Source organism: Halothermothrix orenii H 168 (assembly GCF_000020485.1).
Taxonomy (GTDB): domain Bacteria; phylum Bacillota; class Halanaerobiia; order Halanaerobiales; family Halothermotrichaceae; genus Halothermothrix; species Halothermothrix orenii.
The window spans coordinates 799,009-816,618 of the sequence record NC_011899.1; the positions used below are offsets into that span (position 1 = coordinate 799,009).

The 17,610-nt window shown below is 34.8% G+C and carries 16 protein-coding genes; 14 read left to right on the plus strand and 2 right to left on the minus strand.

All coding sequences use genetic code 11. The features are described from left to right. The first annotated feature begins 22 nt into the window (after nt 1-22). The 6 genes from HORE_RS12370 (at nt 23) to HORE_RS03945 (ending at nt 6,531) form a co-directional block, all read left to right on the plus strand. Entirely contained in the window at nt 23-1,981 is a 1,959-nt protein-coding gene (locus tag HORE_RS12370; protein ID WP_012635687.1) for a sensor histidine kinase, read from the plus strand. Between the two features lie 29 nt (nt 1,982-2,010). Further along, nucleotides 2,011-2,820 carry a zinc transporter ZupT gene (gene zupT, locus HORE_RS03925; protein ID WP_041606345.1) on the plus strand — a complete coding sequence of 270 codons (810 nt, stop codon included), beginning with the start codon at nt 2,011-2,013 and terminating at the stop codon, nt 2,818-2,820. A gap of 160 nt (nt 2,821-2,980) precedes the next feature. After that, nucleotides 2,981-4,126, plus strand: coding sequence for a HEAT repeat domain-containing protein (locus HORE_RS12375; protein ID WP_012635689.1), 1,146 nt, complete (start codon nt 2,981-2,983; stop codon nt 4,124-4,126). Between the two features lie 87 nt (nt 4,127-4,213). Next, on the plus strand, nt 4,214-5,125 hold the full coding sequence (locus HORE_RS03935) for a carbon-nitrogen hydrolase family protein (protein WP_167935756.1): 912 nt from the start codon (nt 4,214-4,216) through the stop codon (nt 5,123-5,125). Continuing rightward, complete coding sequence (locus tag HORE_RS03940; RefSeq protein ID WP_012635691.1) at nt 5,125-6,174, plus strand: nitrilase-related carbon-nitrogen hydrolase; 1,050 nt, start codon at nt 5,125-5,127, stop codon at nt 6,172-6,174. The genes HORE_RS03935 and HORE_RS03940 overlap by 1 nt, the downstream gene beginning before the upstream one ends. A gap of 150 nt (nt 6,175-6,324) precedes the next feature. Continuing rightward, complete coding sequence (locus tag HORE_RS03945; RefSeq protein ID WP_012635692.1) at nt 6,325-6,531, plus strand: zinc ribbon domain-containing protein; 207 nt, start codon at nt 6,325-6,327, stop codon at nt 6,529-6,531. A 36-nt stretch (nt 6,532-6,567) separates the two neighbouring features. On the opposite strand, the gene HORE_RS12380 is transcribed toward HORE_RS03945, so the two are convergent. Further along, on the minus strand, nt 6,568-7,473 hold the full coding sequence (locus tag HORE_RS12380; RefSeq protein WP_012635693.1) for a cobalamin-dependent protein: 906 nt from the start codon (nt 7,471-7,473) through the stop codon (nt 6,568-6,570). Nucleotides 7,474-7,678: 205 nt separating this feature from the next. On the opposite strand from HORE_RS12380, the gene HORE_RS03955 reads away from it, so the two are divergent. Continuing rightward, nucleotides 7,679-8,224, plus strand: a complete 546-nt coding sequence (locus HORE_RS03955; RefSeq protein ID WP_012635694.1) for a DICT sensory domain-containing protein — start codon at nt 7,679-7,681, stop codon at nt 8,222-8,224. Between the two features lie 247 nt (nt 8,225-8,471). Here HORE_RS03955 and HORE_RS03960 read toward each other — a convergent pair whose 3' ends face one another. After that, the gene (locus HORE_RS03960) at nt 8,472-9,602 is read right to left on the minus strand and encodes an aldo/keto reductase (RefSeq protein WP_012635695.1); all 1,131 of its coding nucleotides are present in this window, start codon (nt 9,600-9,602) and stop codon (nt 8,472-8,474) included. Nucleotides 9,603-9,804: 202 nt separating this feature from the next. Between HORE_RS03960 and HORE_RS03965 the strand changes: the two genes are divergently transcribed. The 7 genes from HORE_RS03965 to hslU all read left to right on the plus strand — a co-directional run bounded on the left by HORE_RS03965 (nt 9,805) and on the right by hslU (nt 17,509). Next, nucleotides 9,805-10,071 carry a DUF1540 domain-containing protein gene (locus tag HORE_RS03965; protein WP_012635696.1) on the plus strand — a complete coding sequence of 89 codons (267 nt, stop codon included), beginning with the start codon at nt 9,805-9,807 and terminating at the stop codon, nt 10,069-10,071. Between the two features lie 186 nt (nt 10,072-10,257). Beyond that, nucleotides 10,258-11,397, plus strand: coding sequence for a DNA-processing protein DprA (gene dprA, locus HORE_RS03970; protein WP_041606354.1), 1,140 nt, complete (start codon nt 10,258-10,260; stop codon nt 11,395-11,397). A 79-nt stretch (nt 11,398-11,476) separates the two neighbouring features. After that, complete coding sequence (locus HORE_RS03975) at nt 11,477-11,971, plus strand: DUF494 family protein (protein ID WP_012635698.1); 495 nt, start codon at nt 11,477-11,479, stop codon at nt 11,969-11,971. 44 nt (nt 11,972-12,015) lie between these two features. Next, on the plus strand, nt 12,016-14,091 hold the full coding sequence (gene topA / locus HORE_RS03980; RefSeq protein WP_012635699.1) for a type I DNA topoisomerase: 2,076 nt from the start codon (nt 12,016-12,018) through the stop codon (nt 14,089-14,091). A 15-nt stretch (nt 14,092-14,106) separates the two neighbouring features. Further along, nucleotides 14,107-15,420, plus strand: a complete 1,314-nt coding sequence (gene trmFO / locus HORE_RS03985; RefSeq protein ID WP_012635700.1) for a methylenetetrahydrofolate--tRNA-(uracil(54)-C(5))-methyltransferase (FADH(2)-oxidizing) TrmFO — start codon at nt 14,107-14,109, stop codon at nt 15,418-15,420. A 137-nt stretch (nt 15,421-15,557) separates the two neighbouring features. After that, entirely contained in the window at nt 15,558-16,103 is a 546-nt protein-coding gene (gene hslV, locus HORE_RS03990) for an ATP-dependent protease subunit HslV (RefSeq protein ID WP_012635701.1), read from the plus strand. Nucleotides 16,104-16,120: 17 nt separating this feature from the next. Continuing rightward, on the plus strand, nt 16,121-17,509 hold the full coding sequence (gene hslU, locus HORE_RS03995; RefSeq protein ID WP_012635702.1) for an ATP-dependent protease ATPase subunit HslU: 1,389 nt from the start codon (nt 16,121-16,123) through the stop codon (nt 17,507-17,509). The last annotated feature ends 101 nt before the right edge of the window (nt 17,510-17,610 follow it).

The following is a 17,610-nucleotide window of genomic DNA, read 5'->3' on the forward strand; positions in this document are numbered from 1 at the left end:
TTTTGCACCGGAGGGGGTTTTTATGATTAAAAGTAAATTTTATGTAGGAGATCTGCCCTTTATACTACTTTTTATCATACTTTTCCTGGCAAGTTTTTATAACTATATCTTTTTTCACAGTGTAGTTGAACTTTTAACCATAATTACAGCTTCCAATGTATTTATAATTGCTTTTGCCACTACTGAAATAGGTGAAAATAATTATTTTAAATTTCTTGGTCTTGCCTATGGTTTTGTCGCCTTCTTTGACCTGTTACATATGACAAGCTGTCAGGGGTTGGGAATATTTCCAGAATATGATATTAATTTATGTATACAATTCTGGATTGTTGCCAGATTGATTGAAAGTATATCTTTACTGGTTTCTTTTGCTTTTGTTAATAGTAATACTAATAATTTTAAAAAGTATAGATTTTTTATTAGATATATTTTTATATCAGTTCTATTTCTGGTATTATTATTTTATGAATTATTTCCGTTATGTTACCATAATAATTCTCTAACTAACTTTAAAGTTATTACAGAATATGCAATTTCATTTATTTTACTTTTATCTATAATTGTACTTAAAAAAAGTTCTTCCTGGTTTAGTTCAAGTGTATACAGACTACTCTTTTTGTCACTGGTTTTCACTTTTATGTCAGAGTTATTACTGGCATCATATCTTAATCCATACGGGTTTAGAAATATCCTGGGCCATTTGTTTAAACTTGTTTCCTTTTATCTCATATATAAGTCTGTTTCTGTTACCAGTTTAAAGAAACCCTTTGAGACCCTTTTTTATAAGTTAAATCAGGCTAATAAAAAACTAAAAAATGAAAAAAATAAAATACTCGATATTACTGAGGCTATCTTTATTTTTATCGATAAAGAGGGAAAGATAACCCTGATCAATAAAAAAGGTTGTGAGGTCCTGGGTTATCAGGAAGAAGAAATTATTGGAAAGGAATGGGTAACTAATTTTGTTTATAAAGATGACCGAGAGAGAGTAAGAAAAACACTGGAAAATATAGTTACATGTGGATGCAATAACGGAAACAATTTTGAACATCAGGTAGTTACCAGAGACAATACCAGGCGTACAATTTTATGGAAAAACACTGTTTTAAAAGATGAGCGGGGGCAGATCAGGGGAGTGTTAAGTTCCGGGCTTGATATTACGGATAAAAAATTGCTTGAAGAAGAGCTGGAGTATAATAAACTACGTACTGAGTTTTTTGCCAACCTGTCCCATGAATTTAAAACACCCTTAAATGTAATTTTTTCAGCCCTGCATTTGATTGAATGGTCTTTAGATAAAAATCCACTGAAGAAAGATAAAATTAAAAGTTATTTAAAAACTATTACTCATAATAGTTATCGACTCTTAAGATTAATTACTAATTTGTTGGATATTACAAAAATAGACGCTAATTCCTATCAATTAAATATATGTAACTGTGATATTGTCAAAATAGTAAAATCCGCCGTTAATTCAGTAAAAGGACATATTAATAATAAAACACGGAAAATAGTGTTTAATACAAATGTTAATGAGAAGATTATAGCCTGTGATCCATTTGATATAGAACGAATTTTATATAATCTTCTCTCAAATGCTATCAAATTTACCGGAGAAGGTGATAAAATAACTGTAGAAATAAAGGACCGGGGACAATCACTTAATATAATTGTTAAGGATACCGGTATTGGAATACCTGAAGAGATGCAAGACTATATTTTTAAACGTTTTCGCCAGGTTGATAAGTCTTTCAGAAGGAATAATGAAGGTTCGGGTCTTGGTTTGTCATTAACAAAATCACTGGTAGAATTACATGGTGGTAGTATAAGTATAGAAAGCAAACCCGGTAAAGGTAGTACTTTTATTATTAAACTTCCTGTTTTTCAGGTATCAAATAACCTATGCGAAAATACCAGAAAAAAATCCAAAGAGTTAATAGACAGAATTAATCTGGAATTCTCTGATATTTATGAGTTATAATCTAACATAAAATAAAGAAGGTGATTATAATAGAAAACGTAATACCTGCCTTTATAATTACACTATTTGCTGGTCTATCAACTGGAATCGGGAGTGCTCTGGCCCTCTTCGCCCGGAGAACTAATACTAAATTTCTTTCGATATCTCTGGGTTTTTCAGCCGGAGTTATGGTTTATGTTTCTTTTGTAGAATTGTTTAATGGAGCCCTGGAAACTTTAATAAAGGTCCATGGTAGTAAAACGGGCCAGATATTAGCGGTTTTATCTTTTTTTACAGGGATATTAATAATTGCCATTATTGACAATATGGTGCCCGAACATGAGAACCCACATCAGGTTAGAAAAGAAAGAGAACTTATAAATATAAAAAAAGAAAATGTTAATAATGATTTTTCATTAAAGAAAATGGGGCTTCTTTCTGCCGTGGCTATATCAATACATAACTTTCCGGAGGGTATAGCAACCTTTGCCTCATCATTGTCAGACCTTACGGTCGGGGTGTCTATTGCTGTTGCTATTGCAATACATAATATTCCGGAAGGTGTTTCGGTATCAGTCCCCATTTATTATGCTACTGGTAACAAAAAGAAAGCTTTTATATACTCATTCATGTCAGGGTTATCAGAACCTTTAGGAGCTTTAATAGGTTATGCTTTTTTTAAAATATTTTTATCTGATACTGTCCTTGGTATTATTTTCGGACTGGTTGCGGGAATAATGGTATTTATTTCAATAGATGAACTTCTTCCAGCTTCAAGAAGGTATGGTCAGGGTCATCAGGAGATATACAGCTTCATAGCAGGTATGGCTGTAATGGCCATAAGTTTACTGTTATTATAAAAAATTTTATAAATACAAATGTTATAAATATCTGGGTTTTTTCCATGACTGTGGAGAAAACCTTTTTTGTTTACTTTTTAGTACTTTTTTCTCTAAAATGCAGGATTATTTGTTTTTTTGCTGAAATTAGTAATTATAAACGATAAGGAGCGGGTTAAGTATGGAGGAAATATTATATAAAATAAATTTTTATCTTAATAAAATTAATTTAGTACAATTAGACATAACAGTGATTTTAATTATTATCGGTGCTATTCTTGTTATTATTTTCTCCTTATTTTTAATTAAAAGGACTAATAACATTAATTATCAGACAAAAAAGATACTCAAACTCTTGGAAAGAAATCCAGATAAGGCCCTGAAAAAATTGGGGAATAGTCCCCTGGAGGTTGTTGATTACTTACTTAGTCCTGAAAATATATCATCGGGAAAGTATATTAAAATTAAAAAATACCTTTCTAATCCCCGGGAAGTGAAAAAAATATTTGACCGTGTTCATGAAGATGAGCCAGATATAGACCAGGTCAAATTGACTATATCAATTTTCACAAAGCTGGCTACTCCTCAGGCTATCGATTATCTGGTTACATATTTATATGAAAAAAATTCTGATATTGTTCAGACAACCATAAACCATCTTGCTACACTTAAAACAGATAAGGTTGTGGATACGTTAATTGAATATGTAAGCTGTGTTTCTGATGCTAAAACCCTGAAATTTCTGGAAAAGGCCTTCTTGAAGTTCGGTCCAGAAGCTGCCCGAAAATTAGAGGAATTTATATATGAATCAGATAATACAATTAAAATATGGTGTATTAATATTATGGGGGCTTTTCCTGAAGAAGACTTCACTGGGGTCCTGGTAGACCAGCTTGAGGTTGATAACCCGGATGTAAAAACTGCTGCAATAAAAAACCTGGCTAATTTCAGTAATAATAAGAAGATAATTCAAGAAATTGCAAAATGTCTGGATGATGAGAACTGGGGTGTTCGTAGCCAGGCCTGTTATAAACTAGGTGAATTGAAGGCTACCTCGGTAGCCCCCAGATTATATGAAAGGCTAACAGATCAGAGCGGTGTAGTCAGGGCGGCAGCAGCCCAGGCTTTACTGGATATGGGTTATGAAGGGATAGAGTATTTAATAAAAATTGCTAAAGAGCCTTCAGCCCCGGAAGAAGTTATTAATATTTTAAAGGAACAGGAAATAGTGTTTCTAATTGAATCTATTGAAAAAGTATTTGAAAGGAAATTTAAAAGGATGTATCCTGAATTGAGTATAAATAAAGTAAAAAAAAGAGTTAAATAAATTAATATATACCTGAAAATATAATTATTGTTTTTTCAGGTATTTCATTTTGAGTTTGAATAGTGACTAATCTAAATTAAACTTAGATTGGTAATCAGGGATGGTGACAGTTTTATAATGAACACTGGTGTAGCTATAATTAAAAGTTTAGTATATGAAAATATAGAAAACATTTTTGAGAGGGTTAAAGATGTTTCTAGGAATATCATAGAAAATTCCCTTGTTTTATTAGTATTCCAGAAACCAGATAATTTGAGGAACCTATCTGATGATACCGAAATAAAGGATTTTAATAAAAAAATAAGGGAGTTATCAAGTAATTTTGCCCGAAGAAATTCATGTTATTTTTCACCGGGGACTTACCTTGAAGTAGATGGAGATAAATACTATAAAACGGCTATTCTTTTTGACCCCGGGGGACAAATATGTTTAAAACAAAGACAAATTTTCCTGGATAATAACGATAAACAAAGACATATCCAGCGTGGTCAGGAAATAAATATTTATCGTTCTGAAATAGGGAATATAGGATTTATTACAGGTGCTGATTGCTGGTATCCTGAAGTTGGTAGATTTTTAGCCCTTGAAGGGGTAGATATTGTTATCTATACTAATAACTTAAAAGATAATAATTGCTGGAAGCAGATATCTGGTATATGGTCACAGGTTCAGCAGAATCAGTTTTTTGCCCTGGAGGGGAGTGTGGGGGGTTATTCATTAATACACGCACCATGTGAGGTAACACCATACAGGACTGGATTAATACCACCACAGGGTGTTAAGGTCAGTTCTAAAGAATATGCATTAAATCCACCTTTATATATAAAATTCTTAAATAAACAGCTATCTGAGATAAAAGGTTTTGATATCTATATAACTTCATTAAATTACAGTGATTTAGAAGAGATTAGATATAAATATCCATTAAGAAAGGAATTGAATCCCGGGTTATATCAATTAAGTGGTATAGATAAGTTAAGTTTGAAAGGTGATAGATAGTGGATATTAAATCAATTATTACTAACTTTTATTTAAAATATATTACCTGGGGAACAACTTCCCGTAAAATAAGGAGATATTTAAATAAAAGGGGTAAAAAGGTCAAAAAAGGGCCTGAAAGGGATAAAAGTAAAAGGGTAAAAGTTGCTGCACTTCAATTAAGGGCCAGGTTATATAAAGACCCCTTTGACTTTATCGAAAAGATGAATCAGATGATTGGAACTGCTGTGGAGAATGGGGCAGAATTTGTTGTATGTCCTGAACACAATCTAATGCAACTATCAGGTATTTTGCCTGGTTTTGCAGATGGCAAAAATGTAGATATAGATACTATGTTACAGAATAATGATATTGACCTGACATTAGAAGATGTTCTGATCCTTTTAGGTAATGTCATAAAGGATATTTCCAGAAGTGTATTTTCTGAGCTGGCCAGATATTATGGTACTTATATTATGACCGGTAGTGGTTTAATACCGGGTGTTGATAATAAGCTGTATAACATCAGTTATCTGTTTGACCCTGATGGTACGTTAATTGGTGAACAGACAAAGAATCATTTACTACCCCTTGAAGCAGACTGGGGGGTTAAGCCTGGGAATAAAATTAACGTTTTTTCTACAGACTTTGGTAAAGTGGCTATCCCCATCTGTATGGATGCAACCTATTTTGAAACCTTCAGGATTGCGTGGCAGAAAGGGGCTCATCTTGTTACCATTCCTATTGCTAATCCTGATCCTGATTATAATTACTGGACAGCTATGCGGGGAATATGGGCCCGGGTTCAGGAAACACCCGTTTTTGGAATAAAAAGTGCCCTGGTAGGTGATTTTTTAGGTTTCAGGTTAACGGGCCAGGCTGGAATTTATGCCCCCCTTGAGCTTACACCCGATAAGACTGGTGTCATTGCTGAAGCAGATACCTGGGATTCTGAGGAGATTGTTATGGCAGAACTTGACTTTAAATCCCTTGAAGAATTTGAACCGGAATTAGATACTAATAAAAATTTCTGGGAAAGGTATTTTCCTGGAGTATATTATACCATTTAAACTTTAATATTAAGATTTAATGGATTAAATCTATAACCTGTTTGTATCAATTCCATTTTAAAAAAGTATTTACTTGATAAAAAAATAGTATTTGCCATAGGGATTAATAAGAGTAGAAAACCTGGAGAAAAAGATGGAAGGAGGAAATATATGAATAAATCATTTACCTGTCCTAAATGCGGCTGTCAGGAGTATGAAAAAGATGAGATAAGGGCAACCGGTGGTGGTTTCGCTAAAATCTTTGATGTCCAGAATAAAAGGTTTACAGCTATCACCTGTACAAACTGCCGTTATACAGAGTTTTACAAAGGAGATACGAAAACCCTTATAAATATCCTTGATTTTCTGACAGATTAGTTTTTATTCCCCCGATGAATGAAGTGGGGGATTTATTTATTTATTTAACAAACTTATAGCAGTTTTTACAGCAATGTCGGCATTTTCAGCATAACCATCTATTTTCAGCTCCTTTAAGAGGCTTTTATTATTGTTAAAAAGTTGTCCTCCGACCATTATTTTTATATGTTTCAGGGATGAATGGGTTCTGACTGCATTTACCAGGTTTTTAACCGATTCTGAAACATTATTCATGGTAGCTGAAATCATTAACAGGTCAATCCTGAAAGAATCTATAGCCTTAATGACACTACTGGTGGGTAAATTTCCTCCGAGATAAAAAACATCAAAACCCTTTATATATAGCAGGTCAGAAATCATTTTAATACCTATAGTATGGGATTCCCCATAGGCGGACAGACACAGGGCTTTATATTTCAATTTACCACCTGGTGAACACATACACATTAACTGAGACATTATCTGGAGAGTTGTCATTGATGCCAGTCGTTCATCGGAAATATCAATTTTATTTAATTCCCATAAATAACCTATTTTTTTTAAAGCCTTTTCCAGGACCTTTAAATATATATCCTTAATAGTTGCTCCCTGAACTACTGTTTTTGAAATAAGATTTCTGGCAGACTCCTGGTTACCATTTAAAATATAATTAATATAGGAGTCTATGATTTTAGAGTAATTAATATTCTCCCCTGTAATGTGGTTATTTTTGAAAGAGGTAAAATTTGTCGGCTGACGGAGACAGGATCTTCCTAGAAGGTAATCTATAGAAACATTAAAATAATCTGCCAGCTTGTTTAAAATATCCTGATTGGGAAATCTTAAGTTCTGTTCATAATTAGCTATGGTAGTTTGAGCTACCCCCAATGCTCCGGCAAGATCTTTTTGTCTTAGTTTTTTTTCCTTTCGTAATGATCTTAACCTGGAAGCAAAAGTATCCATATACTGGTCACCTTTCTTTATCAATAATGTTTTATAAATACATTATAACATAGAAATTTTGTTAGATGTGATGTTTATCATATACAATTTATAGGATTGTAAATTAATTTACTTGCAAAAACACAGAATGTGATATAAAATGGAAATAACACAAACTGAAATATGTTTGTCATAAATCCCATTAGAAGGGGAGGAGGATATTTAAATGAAAGAATTATCACTGTATGAAGAAATTTTTACTAAACTTGAAGGTGGAGTAAAAAAATTGGACGGGGGTACTGACGATAGTGAGTTAAACAGTTTTTCACTGAAATTTGAGAGTAGAGTTCCCCAGCTGGAAAGAATGTGTTATATAATGGAGCAGGTTTTATTAAGGAAACCATCCCGGGCCAATGTTTATGCAGGGTTTCAGAAGGTTTCAAGGGCCCGTGATATATGGGATAGATTTCTTAAAATAGCTGATAATGTTAATAAAGTTTATATATTTGGGGAAAAAGATGATGACCTGCCAAAACACCCTGACATTGACTTTATCTATCTCCCGGAAGGACATAAGTTGACCCGGGAATGGTTTTTAGTAATAACTAAACCTATTGGAAAAGCAATGATGGTAGCATATGACCTTGATGGATTTGGTGTCCATGATGATGAAAAACAGAGGAAATTCAAGGGGGCCAAGACCAATAATCCTGAAATAGTAACAAAAGCCCGGGATTTACTTGAAGAAGTAATAGCTTCATATAATGACTAATATATAACAACTATACATAAAATTATATATCAAATATGATGAAAATCGTTAAAGGTATATTCTTTTTAAATATACTTAAACTTATATAAAATTATCTGAAAGGAATTTTATACGGACTTTTTCTCTGGTATAGAAAAGCTCCAGAATATCCTGGAGCTCCTTTTTTTCTATATGATAAATTTAAACACAGAAATATATAGTTAACTATTAAAGTATAAAAATATATAGTTAACTATTAAAGTATGCACTAACTAAAGTATGCATCAACCTTCTTCAAAAGTTTTATAATGGGCAAGTTCTGGGGGCAGGCTTTTTCACACTGGCCACAGCCTACACAATTTCCTGCCTTAGCACTTTCATCCCATTTATTATATACTTTTTTCTGATTTTCAAAATCATTATAAATATGGGCATTGTTGTACAGAGAAAAGTTGCCCGGTATATTAACATTTTGAGGACAGGGGATACAATAATTACATCCAGTACACATTATAGGAGATAATTCCTCATAGGCTTTCTTTATCTGGTTAATTGTATTTAATTCAGCTTTACTGAGTGCATTGATACCTGACTTATCAGCACTTGTAATATTTTCTTTGACCTGTTCAAGGGTGCTCATTCCACTTAATACTACTGAAACTTCGGGCTGATTCCATAACCATTGTAGTGCCCAGTCGACAGGTGTTCTATCTATTTGACTGGTATTCCAGATTTCATGGACAGGAGTAGGTTGTTTTCCAGCAAGCTGACCACCACGTAAAGGTTCCATGATTACAATAGCAAGGCCTTTTTTAGAAGCATATTTTAAACCTTTTTTACCGGCCTGAAAGTCTGTATCCAGATAGTTGTATTGAATCTGGCAGAAGGTCCAGTCATAAGCATCTACTATTTCTTTAAATAAATTGTAATCATCATGAAAAGAAAAACCAATATATTTAATTTTACCCAGGGATATGACTTTTTCAATCCATTTAAAAACATTTAGTTTTTTGTAATTTTCCCAGTGTTTTCTGTTAAGGGCATGAAGAAGATAAAAATCTATATAATCAACCTGTAGTTTTTTTAGTTGCTTATCCAGATAAAAATCCATATCTTCTTCCTTTTTAATTAACCATGACGGTAATTTTGTTGCTAGTTTAACTTTATCACGGTAGCCATTTTTGAGGGCCTTTCCAACTACAATTTCACTATTACCTTTATGGTAGGGCCAGGCAGTATCAATATAATTAACACCATTGTCTATCGCGTATCTAATCATTTCGATTGCCTTATTTTCATCAATTTTGCTGCTGTCATTATTAACAGTTGGTAATCTCATTGCCCCAAAACCGAGAGCAGATGCCTTCCAGTTAAGTTTGCCAAATTGCCTATATTTCATTAATTATCCTCCCCCCTGATTGTGATATACCAATGTTAGCTATATAATAACATAAATTTATGATTGAAACAAATTGTTTGAAATATTTTTACAATACTATAGACTGTATTTAATTATATTATGATAAATTTAAGATTTTTAAAATAGGAGAATAACCAGGTTGAATCGGTTATAAAATAAAAATAAATCTAAGTAGAAAGGGTTGATTTCTATACCACAGAAGACACATGTTCACTGTACAGTTGAAAATTGTAAATGGTTTGCAGAGCCCAATTTATGTGTTGCCGAGAAAATACTGGTTGTCAGTGATGATTTTGCCCGGGAGTTACCCAATGAAATGGATGTAGAACAGACAAACCAGATTGTTAGTCAAAAAGGCCTGTCTCCAATAACAGAATGCTACCAGAGTTGTTGTAAGACTTTTGTTCCCAGGGATTTATATGATAAAGGCCTTGGTGGTAGTAGCTAAATCACACTAAACCGCAGTAATATTACTGCGGTTTTTCAGTTAAAATTAATTTCATAAAAATATTTATATAGTTTTTGATTAAATAAACTACCATTAATGAAAATGTACCAAAAAATGGAGGAAGTTGCAGGTATTTTTAAACATGTTAATGAATATTATATAAAACAATCTAAGGATGGGGATAAAATGCCAGAAAGAGTATATTTATTAGCCCTTACAATGATAAATGGACTGGGTATTCTTAGAATACAGAATTTATTGAATTACTTTGGAAGTGCTTCTTCAATATGGCAGGCCAGTGAAAAAGAATTGAAACAGGTTAATGGAATTAACAAACTTGCTGAAAAGATTGTTAAGCAGAGAAAAAAAATTAATATTGAAAATATACTTGAGAATCTTGCTAAAAATAATATTAAATATGTGACCATATTTGATAACAATTATCCAGATAAATTAAGAGATATTAGTAAACCACCCCCTGTTATTTATTATAAAGGGAAATATGATAATAATGAAAGAATCATTGCCATTGTAGGTTCGAGGAGGGCTACCCGATATGGATGTAATATTGCCAGAAACCTGGCCTATAGTCTGGCCGGTAGGGGGTTTGCCATTATCAGTGGATTTGCCAGGGGAATTGATACCTGTGCCCATAAGGGTGCTTTAAAGGTCGGGGGCAGGACCATTGCTGTCCTGGGAACAGGTTTAAATAGGATATACCCACCCGAAAACAAAAAACTGACTGGTCTGGTGACTGATTCTGGTTATCTTTTAAGTGAACTTACCCCTGAGACCGGACCCCTTGCCAGTAATTTTCCCAGGAGAAATAGAATTATAAGCGGGCTGGCAGAAGGGGTAATAGTGGTTGAAGCCTCCAATAGAAGTGGTTCCCTGATAACTGCCAATTACGCCCGGAAGCAGGGAAAATTTATATTTTCTGTACCTGGTAATATTAACCGTCCCCAGAGTCAGGGGACCAACAATCTAATTAAGAAAGGTGCCCGGGTACTAACATCTGTTGACGATGTTTTAAACACACTGCCAACGGCAGAAAAACCATTAATAAAATCATATAATCGAAAAAATACAGGAGATAAAAGTACGGTAACTGAAGATTATAGCAGTTTATCTCCGGAGGAGAAAAAAGTTGTTTCAATTTTACAAGGAGAAGACTTACACATAAATCAGATTATTACATTGACAGGTTTTGACGCATCTCAGGTTAACAAAATTCTCTTAAATCTTGAATTAAAAGGACTTATATCCCCTAAACAGGGAAAAAAATATACATTTTTGGGTTTACAAAATCTTTTAAAACCAATATAATTATATATTAGTTATGAAATTGTAGGTGTCAACCCTGGAAAGAGAAGGGAGGCAGACAGGTTATTCCTGTTAATCAAATATGAAACAGGCAGTTATTGAAATTATAAGTTTTTTGGTACAAAAACTTCTCCATGATGATGATATGAAATTAAATGAAGAACATCTGGTAAATGAGTTAATTAATATGGGCTATAGCATAGAGGAAATAGACAGGGCTTTCGAATTAATATATTCAACAACGGACATAATAGACGCTGATAAGATTGAGAAGACAGTTGTTGAAAGCTCTCCAACATATAATAGACTGTTAACCTGGCCGGAAAGGGTATATCTTCCGGTTAAACTACAGGGTATTATCAGGCGTCTTTTACTGCTCAATATATTGCCTCCCGAACAATATGAGGAGTTGATAATAAAGACTATCCAGGGTAGTTATAATGGTTTTAATGAAATAAAGGACTTATGGGATATCTTAAAAGAGTTTGTTGAAGATGCAAGCAAGTTGGAGGCAATAACAGCTGAAATACCTGAATTTCAGATATATTATAATGATCGACACAAGTATATAAATTAAAACGGTTATAACATAAAACCGGGTGTCTAATAGGAGGTGCGCCCATGGGGAATAAAAGTAATAATACACTGGTAATTGTTGAATCTCCTGCTAAAGCTAAAACAATATCAAAGTTTCTGGGAAAAGGATATAAAGTGGAAGCAACAATGGGCCATGTTATTGATCTACCCAAGAGCAAACTGGGAATAAATATAGATAAAGGTTTTGAACCCAGGTATATAACAATCAGGGGTAAAGGAAAAGTATTAAAAAAATTAAGAAAGGAAGTAAAAAAGAGTAAAGATGTTCTCCTGGCAACTGACCCTGATAGAGAAGGGGAAGCCATATCATGGCATCTGACCCGGGCTTTGAAAATAGATGAAGATAAACCAAGGATTGAATTTAATGAAATAACTAAAAGTGCTATTAAAAATGCCCTTAAAAACCGCAGGCCTATAGATAAGAATCTGGTTAATTCCCAGCAGGCCAGACGCCTGCTTGACCGTCTTGTCGGTTACAAACTCAGTCCACTATTATGGAAAAAGGTGAGACGGGGTTTAAGTGCCGGGCGTGTTCAGACAGTTGCTGTCAAATTGTTATGTAATCGGGAAAAAGAGATAGAGTCTTTCGAACCTGAAGAATACTGGACTATTTCTGCTTCATTTAATAAAAAAGATAAAGATTTTATAGCTGATCTGTACCGAATTTCAGGTAAAAAATTCAAAATTAATAATGAGAAAGAAGCAAAACAAATTTTAGAAGATTTAAATAAAAGTAAATTTGTTGTAAGTGACATAAAAGAAAAAACAAGGAAACGTAACCCCAATCCACCCTTTACAACAAGTACCCTTCAACAGAGGGCTTCTTCGATTCTGGGCTTTTCTGCTAAAAAAACAATGTATCTGGCCCAGCAGTTATATGAAGGAATAGATATGGGTAGCGAAGGGACCACTGGTCTTATAAGTTATATACGTACTGACAGTACAAGAATCTCCAGAGAAGCCCAGAAACAGGCTTTAGACTACATTAAAGAAGCTTTTGGGGACAAATATATTCCCGATAAAGTGAAGGTATATAAGGCAAAAGAAGGTTCCCAGGATGCTCATGAGGCTATTCGTCCTACTTCAGTTGACCGTACTCCAGGTAAGGTAAAAAAATATTTAAACAAAGACCAGTACAGGTTATATAAGTTGATCTGGGAAAGGTTTGTTGCCAGTCAAATGAGTCCAGCTCAGTATAAACAGGTGAAAGTATTGATAAAAGCAGGAGATAAATATATTTTCAGGGCAAAGGGATCCAGAATTATATTCCCGGGGTTTTTACGGGTTAACACAAGCAGTCAGAAAAAAGACATCATATTACCACCTGTTAAAAAGTCTGAAAGACTTGATGTTAAGGAAATCAAGCCAGAACAGCACTTTACCCAGCCACCACCACGTTATACGGAAGCTACCCTGGTTAAAACATTAGAAGAAGAGGGAATAGGCCGCCCCAGTACTTATGCTCCGATTATTTCAACAATAATCTCCCGGGGCTATGTGGAGCGTCAGGGTAAGCAGTTAAAACCGACTGAACTGGGTTTTATAGTTACAGATCTGTTATCAAAATATTTTCCTGATGTAACTGACATAGAATTTACCGCACATATGGAAGAAAGGCTTGATAAGATAGAAGATGGCAAAGATGAATGGCGTAATGTGCTTGAAGATTTTTATTCCAATTTTTCCAGGAGACTTAAAGAGGCCAGTGAGGAAATGGAAGAAGTTAAACTTGAAGATGAGGTAACTGATGAAGTATGTGAAAAGTGTGGCAGGAATATGGTAATAAAATATGGTCGTTATGGCAAATTTCTGGCCTGTTCTGGTTATCCTGAATGTAAAAATACCAAGCCTTATGTTATTAAAACTGGAGTTAAATGTCCTCAGTGTAAAGAGGGAGAGCTTGTTCAAAGAAAAAGCCGTAAAGGGCGTACTTTTTACGGATGTAGTTCTTACCCTGATTGCAAATTTGTTGTCTGGAATAAACCAGTTAAAGAAAAATGCCCTGAATGTGGTGGCCTTATGGTAGAGAAGAACTCAAAAAAGCAAGGCCGGTATTATCTCTGTATTAACAAAGAGTGTGGTTATAAGAAAGAAGTATAAAGAGGTGGAATATATATGGATAGATTGATAGTAATTGGAGCAGGACTCGCAGGCTGTGAGGCAACCTGGCAGGCGATTAACAGAGGGGTTGAGGTCGATCTTTACGAAATGAGACCTGAACAAAAAACCCCGGCCCACAATACCGGTTTTTTTGCTGAACTTGTCTGTAGTAATTCTCTGGGGGCAAACCACCTTCACAATGCCGGGGGTATTTTAAAAGAGGAAATGAGACATCTCAATTCCCTAATAATTAAAACTGCCGATAAACACAGGGTACCTGCTGGAAGGGCCCTTGCTGTTGATCGTAATGAGTTTGCCAGGGAAATAACTAAAAAGCTAAAAGAACATCCCGGGGTACATTATCATAACGAAGAGGTAACTGATATTCCTGAAGATAGAGTTGTAATTATTGCCACCGGGCCTTTGACCTCAGATAAACTTACTAAAGAAATAAAAAAATTAACCGGTGAGGAATATCTTTATTTTTTTGATGCAGCTGCACCTATTATAACAGCTGATAGTATTGATTATAATAAGGTTTTCAGGGCATCCCGTTATGAAGATGGAAAGGGAGATTATCTAAACTGTCCTATGTCCAGAGAGGAATATGAAGAATTCTGGAATGCCCTTGTTTCAGCCGAAAGACACCAGCCCCATAACTTTGAAAAAGATATGTATTTTGAGGGATGTCTACCCATAGAGGTTCTGGCAGAAAGGGGTAAAAAGACTTTGCTTTTTGGCCCCCTGAAACCAGTTGGATTAGTTGATCCCAATACCCAGGAAAAACCTTATGCGGTAGTTCAATTAAGACAGGATAATGCAGAGGGTACCCTTTATAACCTGGTCGGTTTTCAGACCAGATTAAAATGGGGAGAACAGAAAAGAATAATAAATATGATACCCGGACTTGAAAATGCAGAAATAGTCAGGTATGGTGTAATGCATCGTAATACTTACCTGAATTCACCTAAATTACTGAATTCTTGCTACCAGTTAAGGCATAAGGAGAACATCTTTTTTGCTGGTCAAATAACCGGGGTTGAAGGTTATGTTGAGTCTGCCTCATCTGGACTTATAGCCGGCTTAAATGCCGCCAGACTGTTACAGGGTAAAGAGTTATTAAGATTTCCCAGAACCACAGCTCATGGGGCTTTAAGTAGTTATATATCAAATCCGGCCAAAGATAAGCTGCAACCCATGAATATTAACTTTGGTTTATTTCCTCCCCTTGATATAAAAATACGGAACAAAAGAGAGCGCAAGGAAAAAAAAGGAACTAGAGCCCTTGAAGATCTTAAAGGTTTTATGTTAACATATGGTTTACATTAAGTTAACATTATTTTAACAAGATTGTTTTAATATTTTGCTGGAGGGTTCTTGACACATAGGGGGGGTTATGTTAATATATAAATTAGTGAATCAAAAAACAATTTTGAATCATTTGACAATTAAGCGGGAGAGGGTGGATGAGGTTGGTTAGTGATATTCACGCAACCACTGTTGTTGCGGTGAAATATAAGGGGAAGACAGCCATGGCTGGTGATGGCCAGGTAACCATGGGTAATACCATTATGAAAGGTGGAGCCAGAAAGGTTAGAAGGTTATATAAAGGAAATATTCTGGCTGGTTTTGCCGGAACATCTGCTGATGCTTTCACCCTTTTTGAAAAATTCGAGGTAAAATTAGAAGAGTATCATGGTAATCTGGAGAGGGCTGCGGTTGAATTAGCTAAAGAATGGAGAACTGATAAAGTTTTGAGGAAACTTGAGGCTTTATTACTGGTTGCTAATGAAGAGAAAATTTTACTGATTTCAGGTAATGGTGATGTTATAGAGCCTGATGATGATGTAACTGCTATAGGCTCGGGTGGCCCCTATGCTCTTGCTGCTGCCCGGGCTTTAGTAAAACATAATTCAGGTCTTGAAGCCCAGGATATAGCCAGAGAGGCCTTGAAAATAGCCTCAGAAATTTGTATTTATACAAATGGTAATATTGTTGTTGAAGAATTGTGATGGTGAGGGGGTGAAGTATGAAAGAAGAGCTGACACCGAGACAAATTGTAAAAAAATTAGATAAATATATTGTAGGCCAGGAAGAAGCAAAAAAGGCAGTAGCTATTGCTTTAAGAAACCGTTACCGCAGAAAAAAGATAATATCTGATCTGCAGGAAGAAGTTATTCCTAAAAATATACTCATGATTGGCCCTACGGGTGTTGGTAAGACAGAAATAGCCAGACGTCTAGCCAGGATTGCCAGTGCCCCGTTTATAAAGGTAGAGGTAACTAAATTTACTGAAGTTGGTTATGTTGGCCGTGATGTTGAGTCCATGGTCAGGGACCTGGTCGAAACAGCTATAAGAATGGTAAAAAGTGAAAAAATGAAGGATGTTGAACATAAGGCCCGTGACCTGGCTATAGATAGAATAGTAGATATTATCTTACCACTTCCGGGCAAGAAGAGAAGAAATCCATTTGAAGTATTGTTTTCCGACCGGGAAGAGAACCTGGATGATGTAGATAGTGATAATTACACCAGTTTAAAAGAAAGAAGAAAGCGCTTGCGTAAAAGGATTGTTAATGGTCAACTTGATGATCAGGTTATTGAAATAACAGTTGAATCACAGAATCCCCAGATGTTTGAAGTTTTTTCTGGAGCCGGGGTTGAAGAAATGGGTATAAATTTTCAGGATATGTTCGGTAATATTTTCCCGGCCCAAAAGAAAAAAAGAAAGGTTTCTGTTAAAGAAGCTAAGGAAATATTAAAACAGGAAGAAGCCCAGAAACTCATAGACATGGATGAGGTTAGTTTAGAGGCCATAAAGAAGGTTGAAAATGATGGTATCATTTTTCTGGATGAAATAGATAAGATTGCCGGACGGGAAAGTGGCAAGGGCCCTGAGGTCTCCAGGGAGGGTGTACAGCGTGATATCTTACCTATTGTTGAAGGTTCTACAGTTATGACCAAATATGGGGCTGTGAAAACAGATCATATCCTTTTTATTGCTGCTGGAGCATTTCATGTTTCCAAACCCTCTGACCTTATTCCTGAACTGCAGGGACGTTTTCCGATCCGGGTAGAATTAAAAAGCCTTTCCCGCGAGCATTTTAAACAAATTTTACTCCAGCCTAAAAATGCTTTAACTAAACAGTATGAAGCTCTTATAGAAACAGAAGGAATTAAAATTAAATTTACTGATGAGGCCATTGAGGAAATAGCCGATTTTGCTTACAGGGTTAATGAGCAGACCGAAAATATAGGGGCCCGGAGGCTCCATACTATTATGGAAAAACTTCTTGAAGATGTTTCCTTTAATGCTCCTGACATGGATGTTGAAGAGGTTACAATTGATGTTGACTATGTTAGAAATCAACTGGCTGATGTTGTACAGGATAAAGACTTAAGCAAGTATATTTTATAGCTTCCTGAGACTATTTATTTTTAAAATCCATGTTATGGGGTATCTAATATTAGTCTACCAACAAGAAAAGTTTATAAGGTAATAGTTGTTGGTTACTAAAT